Genomic DNA, 12,770 nt, shown 5'->3' with positions numbered 1-12,770 from the left:
TCTCCTTTAATAAAATTTCTTTCATAAGAATCAGATGCTGTGAAAACCCTTTCCGATAATCTCGCTGGTATTGGATATCAGCATAAATGCGCTCGGCTGATTTTCTTTAATATAGTTACGAAGACGTACTGCCTGAGGCCGGCTGAGAACAGTAAATACAATATATTTGTCCTTTCCGGAAAAAGCCCCCTGTGCATGAACGACCGTTGCACTTCTGTTGAGTTCATGCACAAGAAAATTACAGATTGCTTCCGGTTCATCACAGACCACATTAAAATATTTGGACAGATTAAATCCTTCAATAAAGTTATCAATCATAAAGGAACGAATCGTCAGTCCAAGGAATGAGTAAAGACCGGTCTGGATATCAAAAACAAAGCATCCAGCAACTGTGATCAGTATATCCGTCACAAGAAGAGCTTTACCAATATCGAAACTGCTGTATCTTTTAAGAATCATTGCAATGATATCTGTTCCACCACTGGATGAACCAATATTAAACAAAATCGCAGATCCGAGTGCCGGAAGAGCTATTGCAAAGCAAAGTTCCAGCATAGTCTGGTCAGTCAATGGATGATCCATCGGACATACTCGTTCCAATGTAGAAAGAACAACTGACAAAAGGATACTGCAATACGCTGTTTTGGCAGCAAATTTTTTTCCCAGTACAATAAATCCCAATATAAGCAGCAGCATATTTACAATAAAAGAAAAGTCACTGGCTGAAATGGATGTTTTATCAGCAACCAAAACTGCAAGGCCTGTAATTCCGCCAAATGTAAAATTATTCGTAAACTTGAAAAAATATGTACCTACTGCCATGATCAGAGTACTGACGGTAAGCAGCGAAAAGTGTTTGATTTTTTCTTTCATAATATATATGATTCCCCCTTATATTTCATCCGAATCATTGTAACGCGGGCAGTATGGAAATGTCAACGTGGGTATTTGACTGTTTATAAAATATTTTATAGAAAAAACGAATTGACTAGATTTTTAGAATGCTCTATAATAAATCTGTATGTAAAAAAAGAGACTTGCAAAGTGAGAGAGCTTATGATAAAAAGTATGACAGGCTTCGGCCACGCAGAAAAAGTAACCAGTCAGTGTAAGATTACGGTTGAACTGAAATCAGTCAATCACCGATATCTTGATCTGAACATCAAAATGCCACGGCGTTTCAATATGCTGGAAGGTCAGGTCAGAAATCTTTTAAAGCAATACATGCAGCGCGGCAAAGTAGACGTATTTATCACTTATGAAGACTATATTTCCAGTGATTATACTCTGAAATATAACAAAGATCTGGCTGCAGAATACCTCCATTATCTGAATCAGATGGCCGAAGAATTTCATCTGGAAAATGATATTCGAGTAACAGCTTTATCCAGATATCCGGAAGTTCTGAGCATGGAAGAACAGTCTGTAGACGAGGAAGAACTATGGAAATTGCTTTCAGATCCATTAAAAGAGGCTTGTACCAAATTCGTAGAAACACGTACCAGAGAGGGAAATCATCTGAAAGAAGATCTGCTTGCCAAGCTTGAAGGTCTTGATCAGAAAGTATCTCTGGTTGAAGAACGGTCCCCGCAGGTGGTTCTGGCATATCGGGAGAAACTGGAACAGAAGGTACATGAACTCCTGGAAGATTCTCAGATTGATGATAATCGTATCGCAGCAGAAGTTATTTTGTTTTCAGACAAGATCTGTAATGATGAAGAAACCGTAAGACTGCACAGTCATATTCATGGCATGCAGAAGATTCTTCAGGAATCAGAAGGTGTTGGCCGCAAAATGGACTTTATGGCACAGGAAATGAACCGCGAAGCAAATACGATCCTTTCCAAGTCAAATGATCTGGAAGTTTCCAATATCGCGATCGATCTTAAGACAGAGATTGAAAAAATCCGTGAACAGATCCAGAATATAGAATAACGGAGGCAGAATACAGCTTTGGCAAAATTAATCAACATCGGCTTTGGAAACGTAGTTAATTCCCGCAAGATCGTTGCAGTTGTCAGTCCTGATGCAGCACCGGTAAAGAGAATGATCCAGAGCATCAAGGGAACCCGTTCTCTGATTGATGCAACACAGGGCCGTAAAACAAAAGCAGTTATTGTAACCTCTGATGATTATCTTGTTTTATCCGCACTTCAACCGGAAACGATTGCCCGGCGTTTTGCGGAAGCTAATAATTATGAAGAAAAGGAAGAGGAACATGAGTAAAGGTGTTTTAACAGTTGTTTCCGGCTTTTCAGGTGCCGGCAAAGGTACGGTAATGAAACGTCTTCTGGAAAAATATGAAAATTATGCGCTTTCAATTTCTGTAACAACGCGGAAACCTCGTGAAGGTGAAAGAGATGGTATTGAATATTTTTTCAGAACACGAGAAGAAGTAGAAGCTATGATTCAGGAAGATCAGCTTCTCGAACATGCTGAATACGTGGGTAATTATTACGGAACTCCTCGGTTTTATGTAGAAGATATGCTTTCTCAGGGGAAAAACGTAATCCTTGAAATAGAAATTCAGGGTGCAATGAAGATCAAAGAAAAAATTCCGGAAGCAGTTCTGGTATTTGTAACCCCACCTACGATTGAAGAACTTCGCAGCCGTCTGATAGGCCGTGGTACAGAAACGGCTGATGTGATTGCATCTCGTCTCAGACGTGCGGCAGAAGAATCGGAGGGAATGAATAATTATGATTACATTCTGATCAATGATCAGGTTGAAGACTGTGTCGATCAGCTTCATCAGATCATTTTGAGCGAACGCTGTCGAGCACAGCGCAACGAAGAACTTATCAACACGATCCAGGAAGAAGCCCGGATCTTTATGAAAGGAGATAAATAATATGATACATCCATCATATTCTGAACTTATTCAGGCAATCAACAACAATGTAGAGGAAGACGACAACACAATGATGCTGAACAGCCGTTACTCACTGGTTCTTGCAACCAGCAAAAGAGCAAGACAGCTGATTGCAGGCGCAGAACCGCTGGTACCTAACACTGCTGGTAAAAAACCTCTTTCTATAGCGATTGATGAGCTCTACAAGGGCGAAGTTAAGATCGTAGCTGCTTCAGAAGCGGAAGAAGATACAACAAAAACACAGACGGTTGCAGAAGAGACTGTTGAAAATATCGAAGAAACAACCGAAAATAACCAGTAAACCAGAGTAATCAGAAGACTTTATGTCTTCTGATTACGTCTATCAGGAGAATATATGAAAATATTATTTATATCACTGGGCTGCGATAAAAATCTTGCAGATTCCGAAGAAATGCTTGGACTGCTTACCGGAAATGGTCATGAAATCGTAGACTCTGAAGAAGAAGCAGATGCGATTGTCATCAATACATGCTGCTTTATTCATGATGCCAAAGAAGAAAGCGTTAATACGATTCTTGAAATGGCAGAATACAAAAAAACCGGGCCATGCAAAATACTGATCGTAACTGGTTGCATGGCTCAACGCTACAAAGAAGAAATCACAGAGGAAATTCCGGAAGTAGATGCTGTTCTTGGAACTACTTCTTATGGAGATATCGTCAAAGCATTAAATGAAGCAGAAGCCGGTCATGTTTTTCAGGAATTCAAAGATATTAATGCTCTCCCGGAAGATTCCGGTCGCAGAGTCATTACAACTGGTGGACATTTCGGATATCTTAAGATTGCTGAAGGCTGTGATAAGCATTGTACCTACTGTATCATTCCTTCGCTGAGAGGTAAATTCCGCAGTGTTCCTGAAGAGCGTCTTCTGAAGCAGGCCGAGTATATGGCTTCCCAGGGAGTCAGGGAATTGATTCTCGTTGCACAGGAAACAACCGTCTATGGTACTGATCTTTACGGCAAAAAAACTCTGCATATCCTTCTTAAGAAACTTTGCCAGATTAAAGGAATCCGTTGGATCCGTGTTCTTTACTGTTATCCGGAAGAAATTTATGATGAACTGATCCAGGTCATGAAAGAGGAAAAGAAGATCTGCCACTATCTTGACCTTCCAATCCAGCATGCAAGCGACCGTATTTTGAAACGTATGGGCCGCCGCACTTCCAAAGCACAACTTGTAGGAATCATTACCAAGCTGCGCAGAGAAATCCCGGATATCGTTCTCAGGACATCCCTTATCACAGGCTTTCCGGGCGAAACAGAAGAAGACCATCAGGAACTGATGGAATTTGTAGATGAAATGGAATTCGACCGTCTTGGAGTTTTCACGTATTCACCGGAAGAGGGAACACCTGCCGAAACAATGGAAGAACAGGTACCAGAAGAACTTAAAGAAGAACGCCGTGATGAGATCATGGAACTGCAGCAGGAAATTTCCCTGGAAAAAGGAAATGACCGTATCGGTCAGGAATTACTTGTTATGATCGAAGGAAAGGTTTCCGGCGAAAGTGCCTATATCGGACGTACCTACGGAGATGCTCCGAAGGTAGATGGATATATGTTTGTTCAAACAGGAGAACTGCTTGTTACAGGCGATTTTGCAAAAGTAAAAGTAACAGGCGCAATGGAATACGATTTGATAGGAGAGTTGGCTGATGAATACACCGAATAAACTTACAATTGCAAGAATGATCATTGTTCCTTTTCTTGTAATATTTCTTCTGACCGGATGGGGCGGAGAAGCCAATCGTTACATTTCTCTGACTCTGTTTGTGGTCGCAAGCGTTACAGACTGGTTTGACGGATATCTTGCCCGTAAAAACAATCTTGTTACAAACTTTGGTAAATTTATGGATCCTCTGGCGGATAAATTGCTTGTATGTTCTGCAATGATCTGTATGATCGATCTCAAACGTCTTCCTGCATGGTTCGTCATCATTATCATTGCCCGCGAATTTATTATCAGTGGTTTCCGCCTTATTGCTGCCGAAAATGGTATTGTAATTGCTGCAAACTACTGGGGAAAATTTAAAACAGCTTCCCAGATGATCATGATCATTTTGCTGATACTTCATTTTGATGGTATCTTTGTTATACTTGAACAGATTTTTATCTGGCTTTCCCTTGCATTGACCATCATTTCTCTGATCACCTACATCTGGCAGAACCGAACCGTTCTGTCCATGCAGGAATAATATACAGATAACGGAATTCCCCCGGACGTTATATATGATCGTTCGGGGGATATTTATTAGTGTATCATGCGCATCAGATTTACAATACGGTCAATTTTGGACGCTTCCTGTGGAGTTTTTCCTGCTTTCATCACTTCAAGGACCGCTGAAATTTCATTTTGTGAAAAATGCAGTCCATTCTTTTTTCCGGAAGCAGCAGCACTCATTAAATATGGCATCATGTCTGACACGCTTTTTCCATTGCCCTTTTCTGCAAGGTTCTGCAGCATATCTAATTTGGTTTTGTCAATTTCTTTCAGCTTCGGATCATTTTTCCAGTCATCATTCATCGCCATCTGATCACCTCCCCAGAAAACTGTTTATTCATTTATTGTCATCAACATCTCTAGCATTGCAAACATATTTACTGCTTGGTCCAGCTTTCTTCTGTTTTCTCCATAACTGAATTTTCGGATATCATTTAACAGTTCCATTGGGTTCATTGGCCTGGAACTGCAGATCTGCATATCGTTCTGTGGCCTGGAAAATAACTGAAGTGTGTTACACAGTTCCTGTGTTTTGGCGTATGCAGCCAGTATTCTCTGACCTGAAAAAGACAAATAGGGAATCAGTGCTTTCAGCATCTGAGAATTTTCATCGGTGACTAGCTGATCCAACATGGTCTGTGCAATGGTTTCCTGTTCCATACAGCCACTCCTTTCTAACGATTATATGCTTTTGCTAATTATTTTATGACAGTGCAATAAGATTTGACATACTATAAATTATCTCAACAAATAAAAGGATTTTCTGAATATGAAAAAAGAAAAACTTATTATAAATGGAAATGCATTTTATGAAATCGATCTCGAGTGTTTTGAAAAGAAGAAAAAAGACACGAAACATTTTCCTGACAAAAAAGCAGGCATACATTCTTCACAGCATACACAGAAAAGGCAGAGGAAATAACCTCTGCCTCCCAAAGATATCAGCAGCCACAACCGTTATTGCCACATCCACCACAGAGCAGGAGCAGTACGATAATGATCCAGCAGGAATCATTGCCATTGCTGCAGCCGCATCCGTTTCCATACCCATTGTTTCCGCACAGACACATCAGACAGATGATCCAGAGAATACAATTACAGGAGTTATCTCCAAAAAGACTGTTTCCATTGCCACAGCCACAGTTGTTATTACATCCGCATCTTTCATCACCGCATCCACAATTTGTAGCAGCTAAATCACTCATAGTAAATCCTCCAGGTTTTGTTTACACTTCATATTATGCAGTGAAAGCTTTATGCGTTACTTACAATTATCTGAGAAGAGAAACAATTTTTATTTCCACATAATTTTTGTTCGCATATATATGAAAATTCTGTTGAAAAGGGAATTGAAATGAGCTATAATTCGAATGTTAATATTGCTTATAAAAGCAAAAAGCAGGAAAAGGAGAGGATAGAATATGCCTGATAAGGGACTGTTTGACATACATTGTCACATTGTTCCTTCGGTTGATGACGGAGCTTCGAGCGCAGAAGAAGCATACAAAATGCTTCAGATGGAATACAGACAGGGTGTACGCAATATTATTGCAACTCCCCATTACAGGCTTCAGATGTTTGAAACTCCCATTGAAACAGTGGAGCACCAGTTTTTGGTATTAAAACAGCTGGCTAGAAAAGTTGCACCTGATCTTCACGTATATCTCGGATGCGAATTTCATTCTAATATGGAAATGGTAGAGATGCTTCGCAGCGGAGAAGTACACACAATGGCCGGTTCCCGTTATGTTCTTACAGAATTTTCGGGAAGCACAAAAGCAAGCTATATCCGAGAACGTTTATATTCATTGCTTTCTCATGGTTACAAACCAATTGTAGCACATATCGAACGTTATGAATGTATGCGAAAAGATATCGGATTTGTTGAAGAAATGGCAGATCTCGGTGCGCTTATGCAGGTGAATGCCGACAGTATCATTGGAAAAGACGGATTTGGTACCAGACGATACTGTAAAAAGCTTATGAAACAGGATCTGCTCAGTTTTGTTGGTTCTGACTGTCATGGAACCAAAGAACGGATATCACGAATTGGTGAAGCTTATGATTATGTTTCAAAAAAAGAAGGAGATTCTTATGCAAACCAGCTTTTCATAAGAAATCCACAAAAAATAATTGCGGATGCACAGCGTAGGAAGGGAAGATAAAATGGAACAGCAGAATTTACAAGACAATACCGATATTGAAATTGATGTGTTAGAATTATTCCATGTATTATTAAACAAGTTCTGGATCATTCTTCTGGCAGGAATCATTGCAGGACTTGCTTTTATTGGTGGAACAATTCTTTTTATTACGCCACAATATGAATCTACTACAAAAATGTACGTGTTAAGTAAGCAGGACAACAATACACTTACTCAGCAGGATATGCAGACAAGTTTGTCTCTGACAAAAGACTATGCAGAACTGATCAAAAGCCGTACAGTTACTGAAGGTGTGATCGCGCAGTTAAATCTTGATCTCACACATGAAGAACTTCTGAAAAAAATGACAGTAGATTCTGCAACAGATACTCGTATTCTTTCAATCACTGTAACAGATGCAGACCCTTATGAAGCATGCAAGATTGCCAATGCTATCAGAGATGTTGCTGCAAACCATATTAAAAATGTAATGGATATTGATGCCGTAAATGTTGTTGAAACAGCGAACATTCCGGATCAGCAGTCAAGTCCAAGTATCAGTAAAAATGGTATTATCGGTGTACTCCTTGGCGTACTCTTGTCTGTTGCGATCATCTTGATCGCATATATTTCCAACGATACTGTGAAGACACAGGAAGATGTCGAAAAATATCTTGGTCTCAGTGTTCTGGGTACGATCCCGTTAACTGAAACAGATCGTAAAAAGAAAAAGAAAAAACAGAAACAGAAAAGAGCCAGAGGGAGAAGATAATCATGAAAGAAGTTAATATTTATCGTCAGGAACTGGATTACAGTGCAAACGAATCCTATAAATCATTACGTACAAACCTTTTATTCTGTGGTGAAGACAAAAAAGTGATCGCAGTTACAAGCTGTACACCAAATGAAGGAAAAAGTACAGTCTCTCTGAATCTTGCTTTATCTCTGGCAGATTCAGGAAAAAAAGTTCTTTTTATTGATGCTGACCTTCGTAAATCTGTGCTTATGGGACGTACAGAAGTAGAAGGAGAGGAGATCAAGGGACTGTCACATCTTCTTTCCCATCAGGAAACGATTGAAAATGTTATTTGTGCTACAAATGTTCCACGTTTTCATATTATTTATGCAGGAACTGTTCCGCCGAACCCGGCAGAACTTCTCGGTAGCAAATATTTCAAACGATTTTTATCTGCGATCAGAAAAGTTTATGACTATGTGATCATTGATACACCGCCACTTGGAAGTGTTATTGACAGTGCAGTCATTGCAGATGAATGTGACGGATCCATTATAGTCATGGAATCCGGTGTGATCAGTTATCGTTTCGCTCAGGATGTAAAAGGCCAGCTTGAAAAATGTAACTGCCCAATACTTGGTGTAATATTAAATAAGGTTGACATGAGCAAGCAGGGGTATTATGGTAAGTATTATGGTAAGTATTATGGCAAGTACGGTGACAAGAAAACCGAAAAGAAATAAGGAGCATTGATAGATTATGTCCAAAAAATGGGTTGCACTTCTGCTCGTTGTATGTATTGGTCTCGCCGGAGGCGTAGGCTTTATGCGAATGAATGCAGATACAGAAGGACCAGAAATTGTATTTACCTCTGAAGCACCTTCTGTATATCGTTCTGATATGAGTAATGAAGAACTTCTGACCGGAGTGACTGCAACTGACCGGAAAGATGGAGACGTTTCATCTTCTCTAACAGTAGAATCCGTGTATGAGATTGATGACTCACATGTCGCTGTTACTTATACTGCAAAAGACAATTCCAATAACATCACCAAGCAGAAATATGAGATGGAAATGGATCCATCCGATGCCGGCAAAGCTTCTGAAGATACATCTGCTTTTGGAGAAAAAACCGATAATGCAGATTCTGCGGCGACAACTGGTGTAGATGCTGAGCAGAGTAAAAATCCAGAGGCTGCTGATCATGCAGAAGAGAATGCAGATGTTGCTGCTGTTGAGGAAACGCCAACTCCTACACCGGAAGTTGATGAGGCTGCAGCAGAAAAAGAAAAACAAGAAGCGGAAGCAAATGCTATGTCTGATCAGAATCCTAGAATTTATCTCAAGGATTATCTGATCAAGGTCCCTGTGGGAACCTCTGTAGATCTGTTGTCCTATGTCAGTGAGATCAAAGATGATTCCGATGATGTATATACGCTCTGGCGGAAGGTACAGATCACAGGTGAAGTTAATTCTGCAGTTCCGGGGACATACAAATGTACTTACTATGTAATCGACTCACAAAATAACATTTCCAACAATGCAGTACTGACTGTAATTGTTGAATAATCAAACAGGATGTGAAAAAATGAGAATAACCAAAAAACAGGATCGCATGCCAGGAATCATCTTAACTATTTTACTATTTGTTGCAGAAATAGCGTTTACTGTATTGCTGCTCTATACAAACCTGCTTTCTGCCAAGTACATTGGTATCGTATTTGCAGTATTACTTGTTTTACTTCTGATCGATCATCTTCTGATTCGAAAATTCCGTAAACAGATTCGTTTCTGGATTGGAATCATATTGATGGTTATCATTCTTGCCGTTCTTGGAATTGCAAGTTTTTATATTTATAAAACAGTATCTGCACTTGATGATATTACAGGTGTTAATAAAGAGATCACCGAAATCAATGTATATGTCAAACAGGATGATGCAGCCCAGAGCCTTATGGATGCAGCCAGTTATTCATTTGGTATTCTGGCAGATCTCGATCGAGAAAACACAGACACTGCATTACAACAGATGGCAAGTGAGACCGGTGGGGAAGTAAGTACCAAAGAATACAGCAGCCTTACAGAACTTGCCGATGGACTTCTGAAAGGCGACTGTCAGGCAATCGTTCTTAACAGAGCATATCTGGATGTTTTTGATGAAATTGACAATTATGCAAGCTTTTCTTCTCAGATCCGTGAAATTGCATCTGAACAGGTAGAAAAACTGGTAGAACGTAATACTCCGGCACCGGTTCAGACAGATGTACAGGCAGAGGATTCTTCAGACACAACCCAGGATGCAGCTGTAACAGATCAGATTTATACGATTTTTGTCAGTGGTATCGATACACGGGGCGATATTACAGCTTCAAGTCGAAGTGATGTAAATATCGTCCTTACAGTCAATGCGCGGACCAAACAGGTATTGATGATTTCCACCCCACGAGATTATTATGTACCACTTTCTATTTCCAATGGAGTACCGGATAAACTTACACATGCAGGAATCTATGGTATCAACGTATGTATGGATACGCTGAATATGCTTTATGATACAGATATCAATTATTATTTCCGCCTGAATTTTGCCGGATTTGTGCAGATCATTGATGCACTTGGCGGAATTACCGTTGATTCTGATTATGATTTTACGACACAGAACAGTTCCGGTTATCATTTTACTAAAGGTCCTAATCAGGTAAATGGTGATCAGGCTCTTGCTTTCTGCCGCGAAAGATATGCATTTTCTGCCGGTGACCGTCAGCGAGGCAAAGACCAGATGAAAGTAATTCAGGGTGTTATCAATAAGGCAACCTCTCCGGATATCCTGAAAAATTATCTTTCACTTCTGGACAGCCTTTCCGGATGTTTTGAAACAAATATTCCATATGACGTTATTACCTCTCTGGTAAAACAGCAGCTCGATGAGGGCGGCAGCTGGCAGGTTCTTTCCTACAGTGTAGACGGTACAGGGGATACACAGAAGCCATATTCCATGAGTCAGAAAGCTTATGTTATGGTTCCTGATCAGACAACTGTTGACAAAGCCAAAACACTTATGCAGAAAGTTCGTCAGGGCTTCATGCTTTCTGAGGCAGATGTTTCTGCTCAGTAGAAATGTTTTGTCACTTTAAGTTGTTAAAAGAGCAGCAAAACGCTCTTGACAAATTTTTTATCAATTTGTATACTTTTAGAAGTATATTATAACGGCTTTGAAGGGAAGAAGTAGCCTAAGGAAAGCAGACAGAGAGTAGCCGGCTGGTGAGAGGCACATGCAGAACTTATGTGAATACATCCTGGAGCTTCGTACCGAAAATTTCAGTAGGCTACGACGGATTGGCACTCGTTATCGTGCTCAATGAGGCGGGAACTTTTCCTGCGAATTTAGGTGGTATCACGGGACCCGGTTCTCGTCCTAAACGGACAGGAACCGGGCTTTTTTAATACCATAGCATGCAGAATATACTGTGCCAAAACTTTTCTGCATTTCATTACAGGAGGAATTTATTATGACAGTATGGGAAGAATTGAAGGCCAGAGGCCTGATTGCCCAGGTAACAGATGAAGATGAAATCAAAGAAATGGTAAACAATGGAAAAGCAACATTTTATATCGGCTTTGACCCTACCGCTGATAGTCTTCATGTAGGACATTTTATGGCTCTTTGCCTGATGAAACGTCTGCAGATGGCAGGCAATCGTCCGATCGCACTTCTCGGTGGAGGTACCGGTATGATCGGAGATCCATCAGGAAGAACCGATATGCGTCAGATGATGACAAAAGAAACCATCCAGCACAATATTGACTGCTTCAAGAAACAGATGTCTCGTTTTATTGATTTTTCTGACGGAAAGGCACTGATGGTTAACAATGCGGACTGGCTTCTGAATCTGAATTATGTAGATCTGCTTCGTGATGTAGGCGCACATTTCTCAGTAAACCGTATGCTTACTGCTGAATGCTACAAACAGCGTATGGAAAGAGGACTTAGCTTCCTTGAATTCAACTACATGATCATGCAGAGTTATGACTTCTATATGTTATATCAGAAATACGGCTGCAACATGCAGTTTGGCGGTGATGATCAGTGGAGCAACATGCTCGGCGGTACAGAACTGATCCGTCGTAAACTTGGCAAAGATGCATACGCTATGACCATCACACTTCTTCTGAACTCAGAAGGCAAGAAGATGGGTAAGACACAGTCTGGTGCTGTATGGCTTGATCCGAACAAGACATCTCCATTTGATTTCTATCAGTATTGGAGAAATGTGGATGATGCAGACGTTATCAAATGCATGCGTCTTCTTACATTCCTTCCGCTTGAGCAGATCGACGAGATGGCAACATGGGAAGGAAGTCAGTTAAACAAAGCCAAAGAAATCCTTGCATATGAACTGACCAACCTGGTTCATGGTGAAGAAGAAGCCAAGAAAGCACAGGAAGGCGCAAGAGCACTTTTCTCTGGCGGAGCTGACACTGCACATATGCCGACCACAGAACTGACTGATGAAGACTTCGTAGAAGAAGGAACCATTGACCTTATTACCATGCTGATCAAAGCAGGTCTTGTTCCGACACGTTCTGAGGGGCGTCGTGCAATCGAGCAGGGTGGTGTTTCCATTGATGGTGAGAAGATCACAGACATCAAACACACGGTTTCCAAAGATACCCTTACAGGTGATGGAGTTGTCCTCAAGCGAGGCAAAAAGAAATTTAACAGAGTTTATGCCAAATAATAAGTATTTATATACTTTCTTTTAGGAGGAAAGAATC

The 12,770-nt window shown here is 40.5% G+C and carries 16 protein-coding genes and 1 other annotated feature; of the genes, 12 read left to right on the top strand and 4 right to left on the bottom strand.

Translation table 11 applies throughout. The annotated features are described in order from the left end of the window. Positions 1-30: 30 nt before the first annotated feature. Positions 31-873 carry a YitT family protein gene (locus NQ503_RS09510; RefSeq protein ID WP_005424490.1) on the bottom strand — a complete coding sequence of 281 codons (843 nt, stop codon included), beginning with the start codon at positions 871-873 and terminating at the stop codon, positions 31-33. A gap of 183 nt (positions 874-1,056) precedes the next feature. On the opposite strand from NQ503_RS09510, the gene NQ503_RS09505 reads away from it, so the two are divergent. The 6 genes from NQ503_RS09505 to pgsA are packed head-to-tail and all read left to right on the top strand — an operon-like array spanning position 1,057 to position 5,088. Next, positions 1,057-1,935, top strand: coding sequence for a YicC/YloC family endoribonuclease (locus NQ503_RS09505; RefSeq protein WP_005424491.1), 879 nt, complete (start codon positions 1,057-1,059; stop codon positions 1,933-1,935). A gap of 18 nt (positions 1,936-1,953) precedes the next feature. Then, positions 1,954-2,226: an extracellular matrix/biofilm biosynthesis regulator RemA family protein gene (locus tag NQ503_RS09500; protein WP_022388800.1), complete on the top strand. Its 273-nt coding sequence runs from the start codon at positions 1,954-1,956 to the stop codon at positions 2,224-2,226. Next, a complete protein-coding gene (gene gmk, locus NQ503_RS09495; protein WP_005424494.1) occupies positions 2,219-2,851 on the top strand; it encodes a guanylate kinase in 633 nt (210 codons plus the stop codon). Before NQ503_RS09500 ends, gmk begins: the two co-directional genes overlap by 8 nt. A 1-nt stretch (position 2,852) precedes the next feature. After that, entirely contained in the window at positions 2,853-3,173 is a 321-nt protein-coding gene (gene rpoZ / locus NQ503_RS09490) for a DNA-directed RNA polymerase subunit omega (protein WP_005424495.1), read from the top strand. Between the two features lie 54 nt (positions 3,174-3,227). Beyond that, entirely contained in the window at positions 3,228-4,565 is a 1,338-nt protein-coding gene (gene rimO, locus NQ503_RS09485; protein WP_005424496.1) for a 30S ribosomal protein S12 methylthiotransferase RimO, read from the top strand. Next, positions 4,549-5,088, top strand: coding sequence for a CDP-diacylglycerol--glycerol-3-phosphate 3-phosphatidyltransferase (pgsA, locus tag NQ503_RS09480; protein WP_005424497.1), 540 nt, complete (start codon positions 4,549-4,551; stop codon positions 5,086-5,088). The genes rimO and pgsA overlap by 17 nt, the downstream gene beginning before the upstream one ends. Before the next feature lie 56 nt (positions 5,089-5,144). On the opposite strand, the gene NQ503_RS09475 is transcribed toward pgsA, so the two are convergent. The 3 genes from NQ503_RS09475 to NQ503_RS09465 all read right to left on the bottom strand — a co-directional run bounded on the left by NQ503_RS09475 (position 5,145) and on the right by NQ503_RS09465 (position 6,319). Then, positions 5,145-5,423, bottom strand: coding sequence for a hypothetical protein (locus NQ503_RS09475; RefSeq protein WP_005424498.1), 279 nt, complete (start codon positions 5,421-5,423; stop codon positions 5,145-5,147). Positions 5,424-5,447: 24 nt separating this feature from the next. After that, a complete protein-coding gene (locus NQ503_RS09470; RefSeq protein ID WP_005424499.1) occupies positions 5,448-5,774 on the bottom strand; it encodes a hypothetical protein in 327 nt (108 codons plus the stop codon). 281 nt (positions 5,775-6,055) lie between these two features. Beyond that, positions 6,056-6,319 carry a hypothetical protein gene (locus NQ503_RS09465; protein WP_005424503.1) on the bottom strand — a complete coding sequence of 88 codons (264 nt, stop codon included), beginning with the start codon at positions 6,317-6,319 and terminating at the stop codon, positions 6,056-6,058. A gap of 216 nt (positions 6,320-6,535) precedes the next feature. On the opposite strand from NQ503_RS09465, the gene NQ503_RS09460 reads away from it, so the two are divergent. From NQ503_RS09460 to tyrS, 6 genes are all read left to right on the top strand, one after another. Then, positions 6,536-7,279: a CpsB/CapC family capsule biosynthesis tyrosine phosphatase gene (locus NQ503_RS09460; RefSeq protein WP_005424504.1), complete on the top strand. Its 744-nt coding sequence runs from the start codon at positions 6,536-6,538 to the stop codon at positions 7,277-7,279. A gap of 1 nt (position 7,280) precedes the next feature. Continuing rightward, a complete protein-coding gene (locus tag NQ503_RS09455) occupies positions 7,281-8,030 on the top strand; it encodes a YveK family protein (protein ID WP_044925546.1) in 750 nt (249 codons plus the stop codon). A 2-nt stretch (positions 8,031-8,032) separates the two neighbouring features. After that, positions 8,033-8,737, top strand: a complete 705-nt coding sequence (locus tag NQ503_RS09450; protein WP_173908052.1) for a polysaccharide biosynthesis tyrosine autokinase — start codon at positions 8,033-8,035, stop codon at positions 8,735-8,737. A gap of 16 nt (positions 8,738-8,753) precedes the next feature. Next, positions 8,754-9,563, top strand: coding sequence for an immunoglobulin-like domain-containing protein (locus tag NQ503_RS09445; protein ID WP_005424508.1), 810 nt, complete (start codon positions 8,754-8,756; stop codon positions 9,561-9,563). Between the two features lie 19 nt (positions 9,564-9,582). Further along, positions 9,583-11,109 (top strand): LCP family protein, encoded by a 1,527-nt coding sequence (locus NQ503_RS09440; RefSeq protein WP_005424509.1) that lies wholly within the window; start codon positions 9,583-9,585, stop codon positions 11,107-11,109. Positions 11,110-11,197: 88 nt separating this feature from the next. Further along, positions 11,198-11,415 (top strand) — a binding site (T-box leader). An 88-nt stretch (positions 11,416-11,503) separates the two neighbouring features. Continuing rightward, complete coding sequence (gene tyrS, locus NQ503_RS09435) at positions 11,504-12,733, top strand: tyrosine--tRNA ligase (RefSeq protein ID WP_005424510.1); 1,230 nt, start codon at positions 11,504-11,506, stop codon at positions 12,731-12,733. The last annotated feature ends 37 nt before the right edge of the window (positions 12,734-12,770 follow it).

Origin of the sequence: Blautia obeum ATCC 29174, assembly GCF_025147765.1 — a bacterium.
GTDB classification, from domain to species: Bacteria; Bacillota; Clostridia; order Lachnospirales; family Lachnospiraceae; genus Blautia_A; species Blautia_A obeum.
This window is presented reverse-complemented; position numbering and strand designations above follow the sequence as displayed.

Excerpts from the sequence above, each read along its gene's own strand:
- pgsA (WP_005424497.1), top strand. The coding sequence starts at position 4,549 with ATGAATACACCGAATAAACTTACAATTGCAAGAATGATCATTGTTCCT.
- NQ503_RS09440 (WP_005424509.1), top strand. The coding sequence starts at position 9,583 with ATGAGAATAACCAAAAAACAGGATCGCATGCCAGGAATCATCTTAACT.
- NQ503_RS09475 (WP_005424498.1), bottom strand. The coding sequence starts at position 5,423 with ATGGCGATGAATGATGACTGGAAAAATGATCCGAAGCTGAAAGAAATT.
- NQ503_RS09450 (WP_173908052.1), top strand. The coding sequence starts at position 8,033 with ATGAAAGAAGTTAATATTTATCGTCAGGAACTGGATTACAGTGCAAAC.
- NQ503_RS09460 (WP_005424504.1), top strand. The coding sequence starts at position 6,536 with ATGCCTGATAAGGGACTGTTTGACATACATTGTCACATTGTTCCTTCG.
- NQ503_RS09465 (WP_005424503.1), bottom strand. The coding sequence starts at position 6,319 with ATGAGTGATTTAGCTGCTACAAATTGTGGATGCGGTGATGAAAGATGC.
- NQ503_RS09445 (WP_005424508.1), top strand. The coding sequence starts at position 8,754 with ATGTCCAAAAAATGGGTTGCACTTCTGCTCGTTGTATGTATTGGTCTC.
- gmk (WP_005424494.1), top strand. The coding sequence starts at position 2,219 with ATGAGTAAAGGTGTTTTAACAGTTGTTTCCGGCTTTTCAGGTGCCGGC.
- NQ503_RS09510 (WP_005424490.1), bottom strand. The coding sequence starts at position 873 with ATGAAAGAAAAAATCAAACACTTTTCGCTGCTTACCGTCAGTACTCTG.
- rimO (WP_005424496.1), top strand. The coding sequence starts at position 3,228 with ATGAAAATATTATTTATATCACTGGGCTGCGATAAAAATCTTGCAGAT.
- rpoZ (WP_005424495.1), top strand. The coding sequence starts at position 2,853 with ATGATACATCCATCATATTCTGAACTTATTCAGGCAATCAACAACAAT.
- NQ503_RS09505 (WP_005424491.1), top strand. The coding sequence starts at position 1,057 with ATGATAAAAAGTATGACAGGCTTCGGCCACGCAGAAAAAGTAACCAGT.
- tyrS (WP_005424510.1), top strand. The coding sequence starts at position 11,504 with ATGACAGTATGGGAAGAATTGAAGGCCAGAGGCCTGATTGCCCAGGTA.
- NQ503_RS09470 (WP_005424499.1), bottom strand. The coding sequence starts at position 5,774 with ATGGAACAGGAAACCATTGCACAGACCATGTTGGATCAGCTAGTCACC.
- NQ503_RS09455 (WP_044925546.1), top strand. The coding sequence starts at position 7,281 with ATGGAACAGCAGAATTTACAAGACAATACCGATATTGAAATTGATGTG.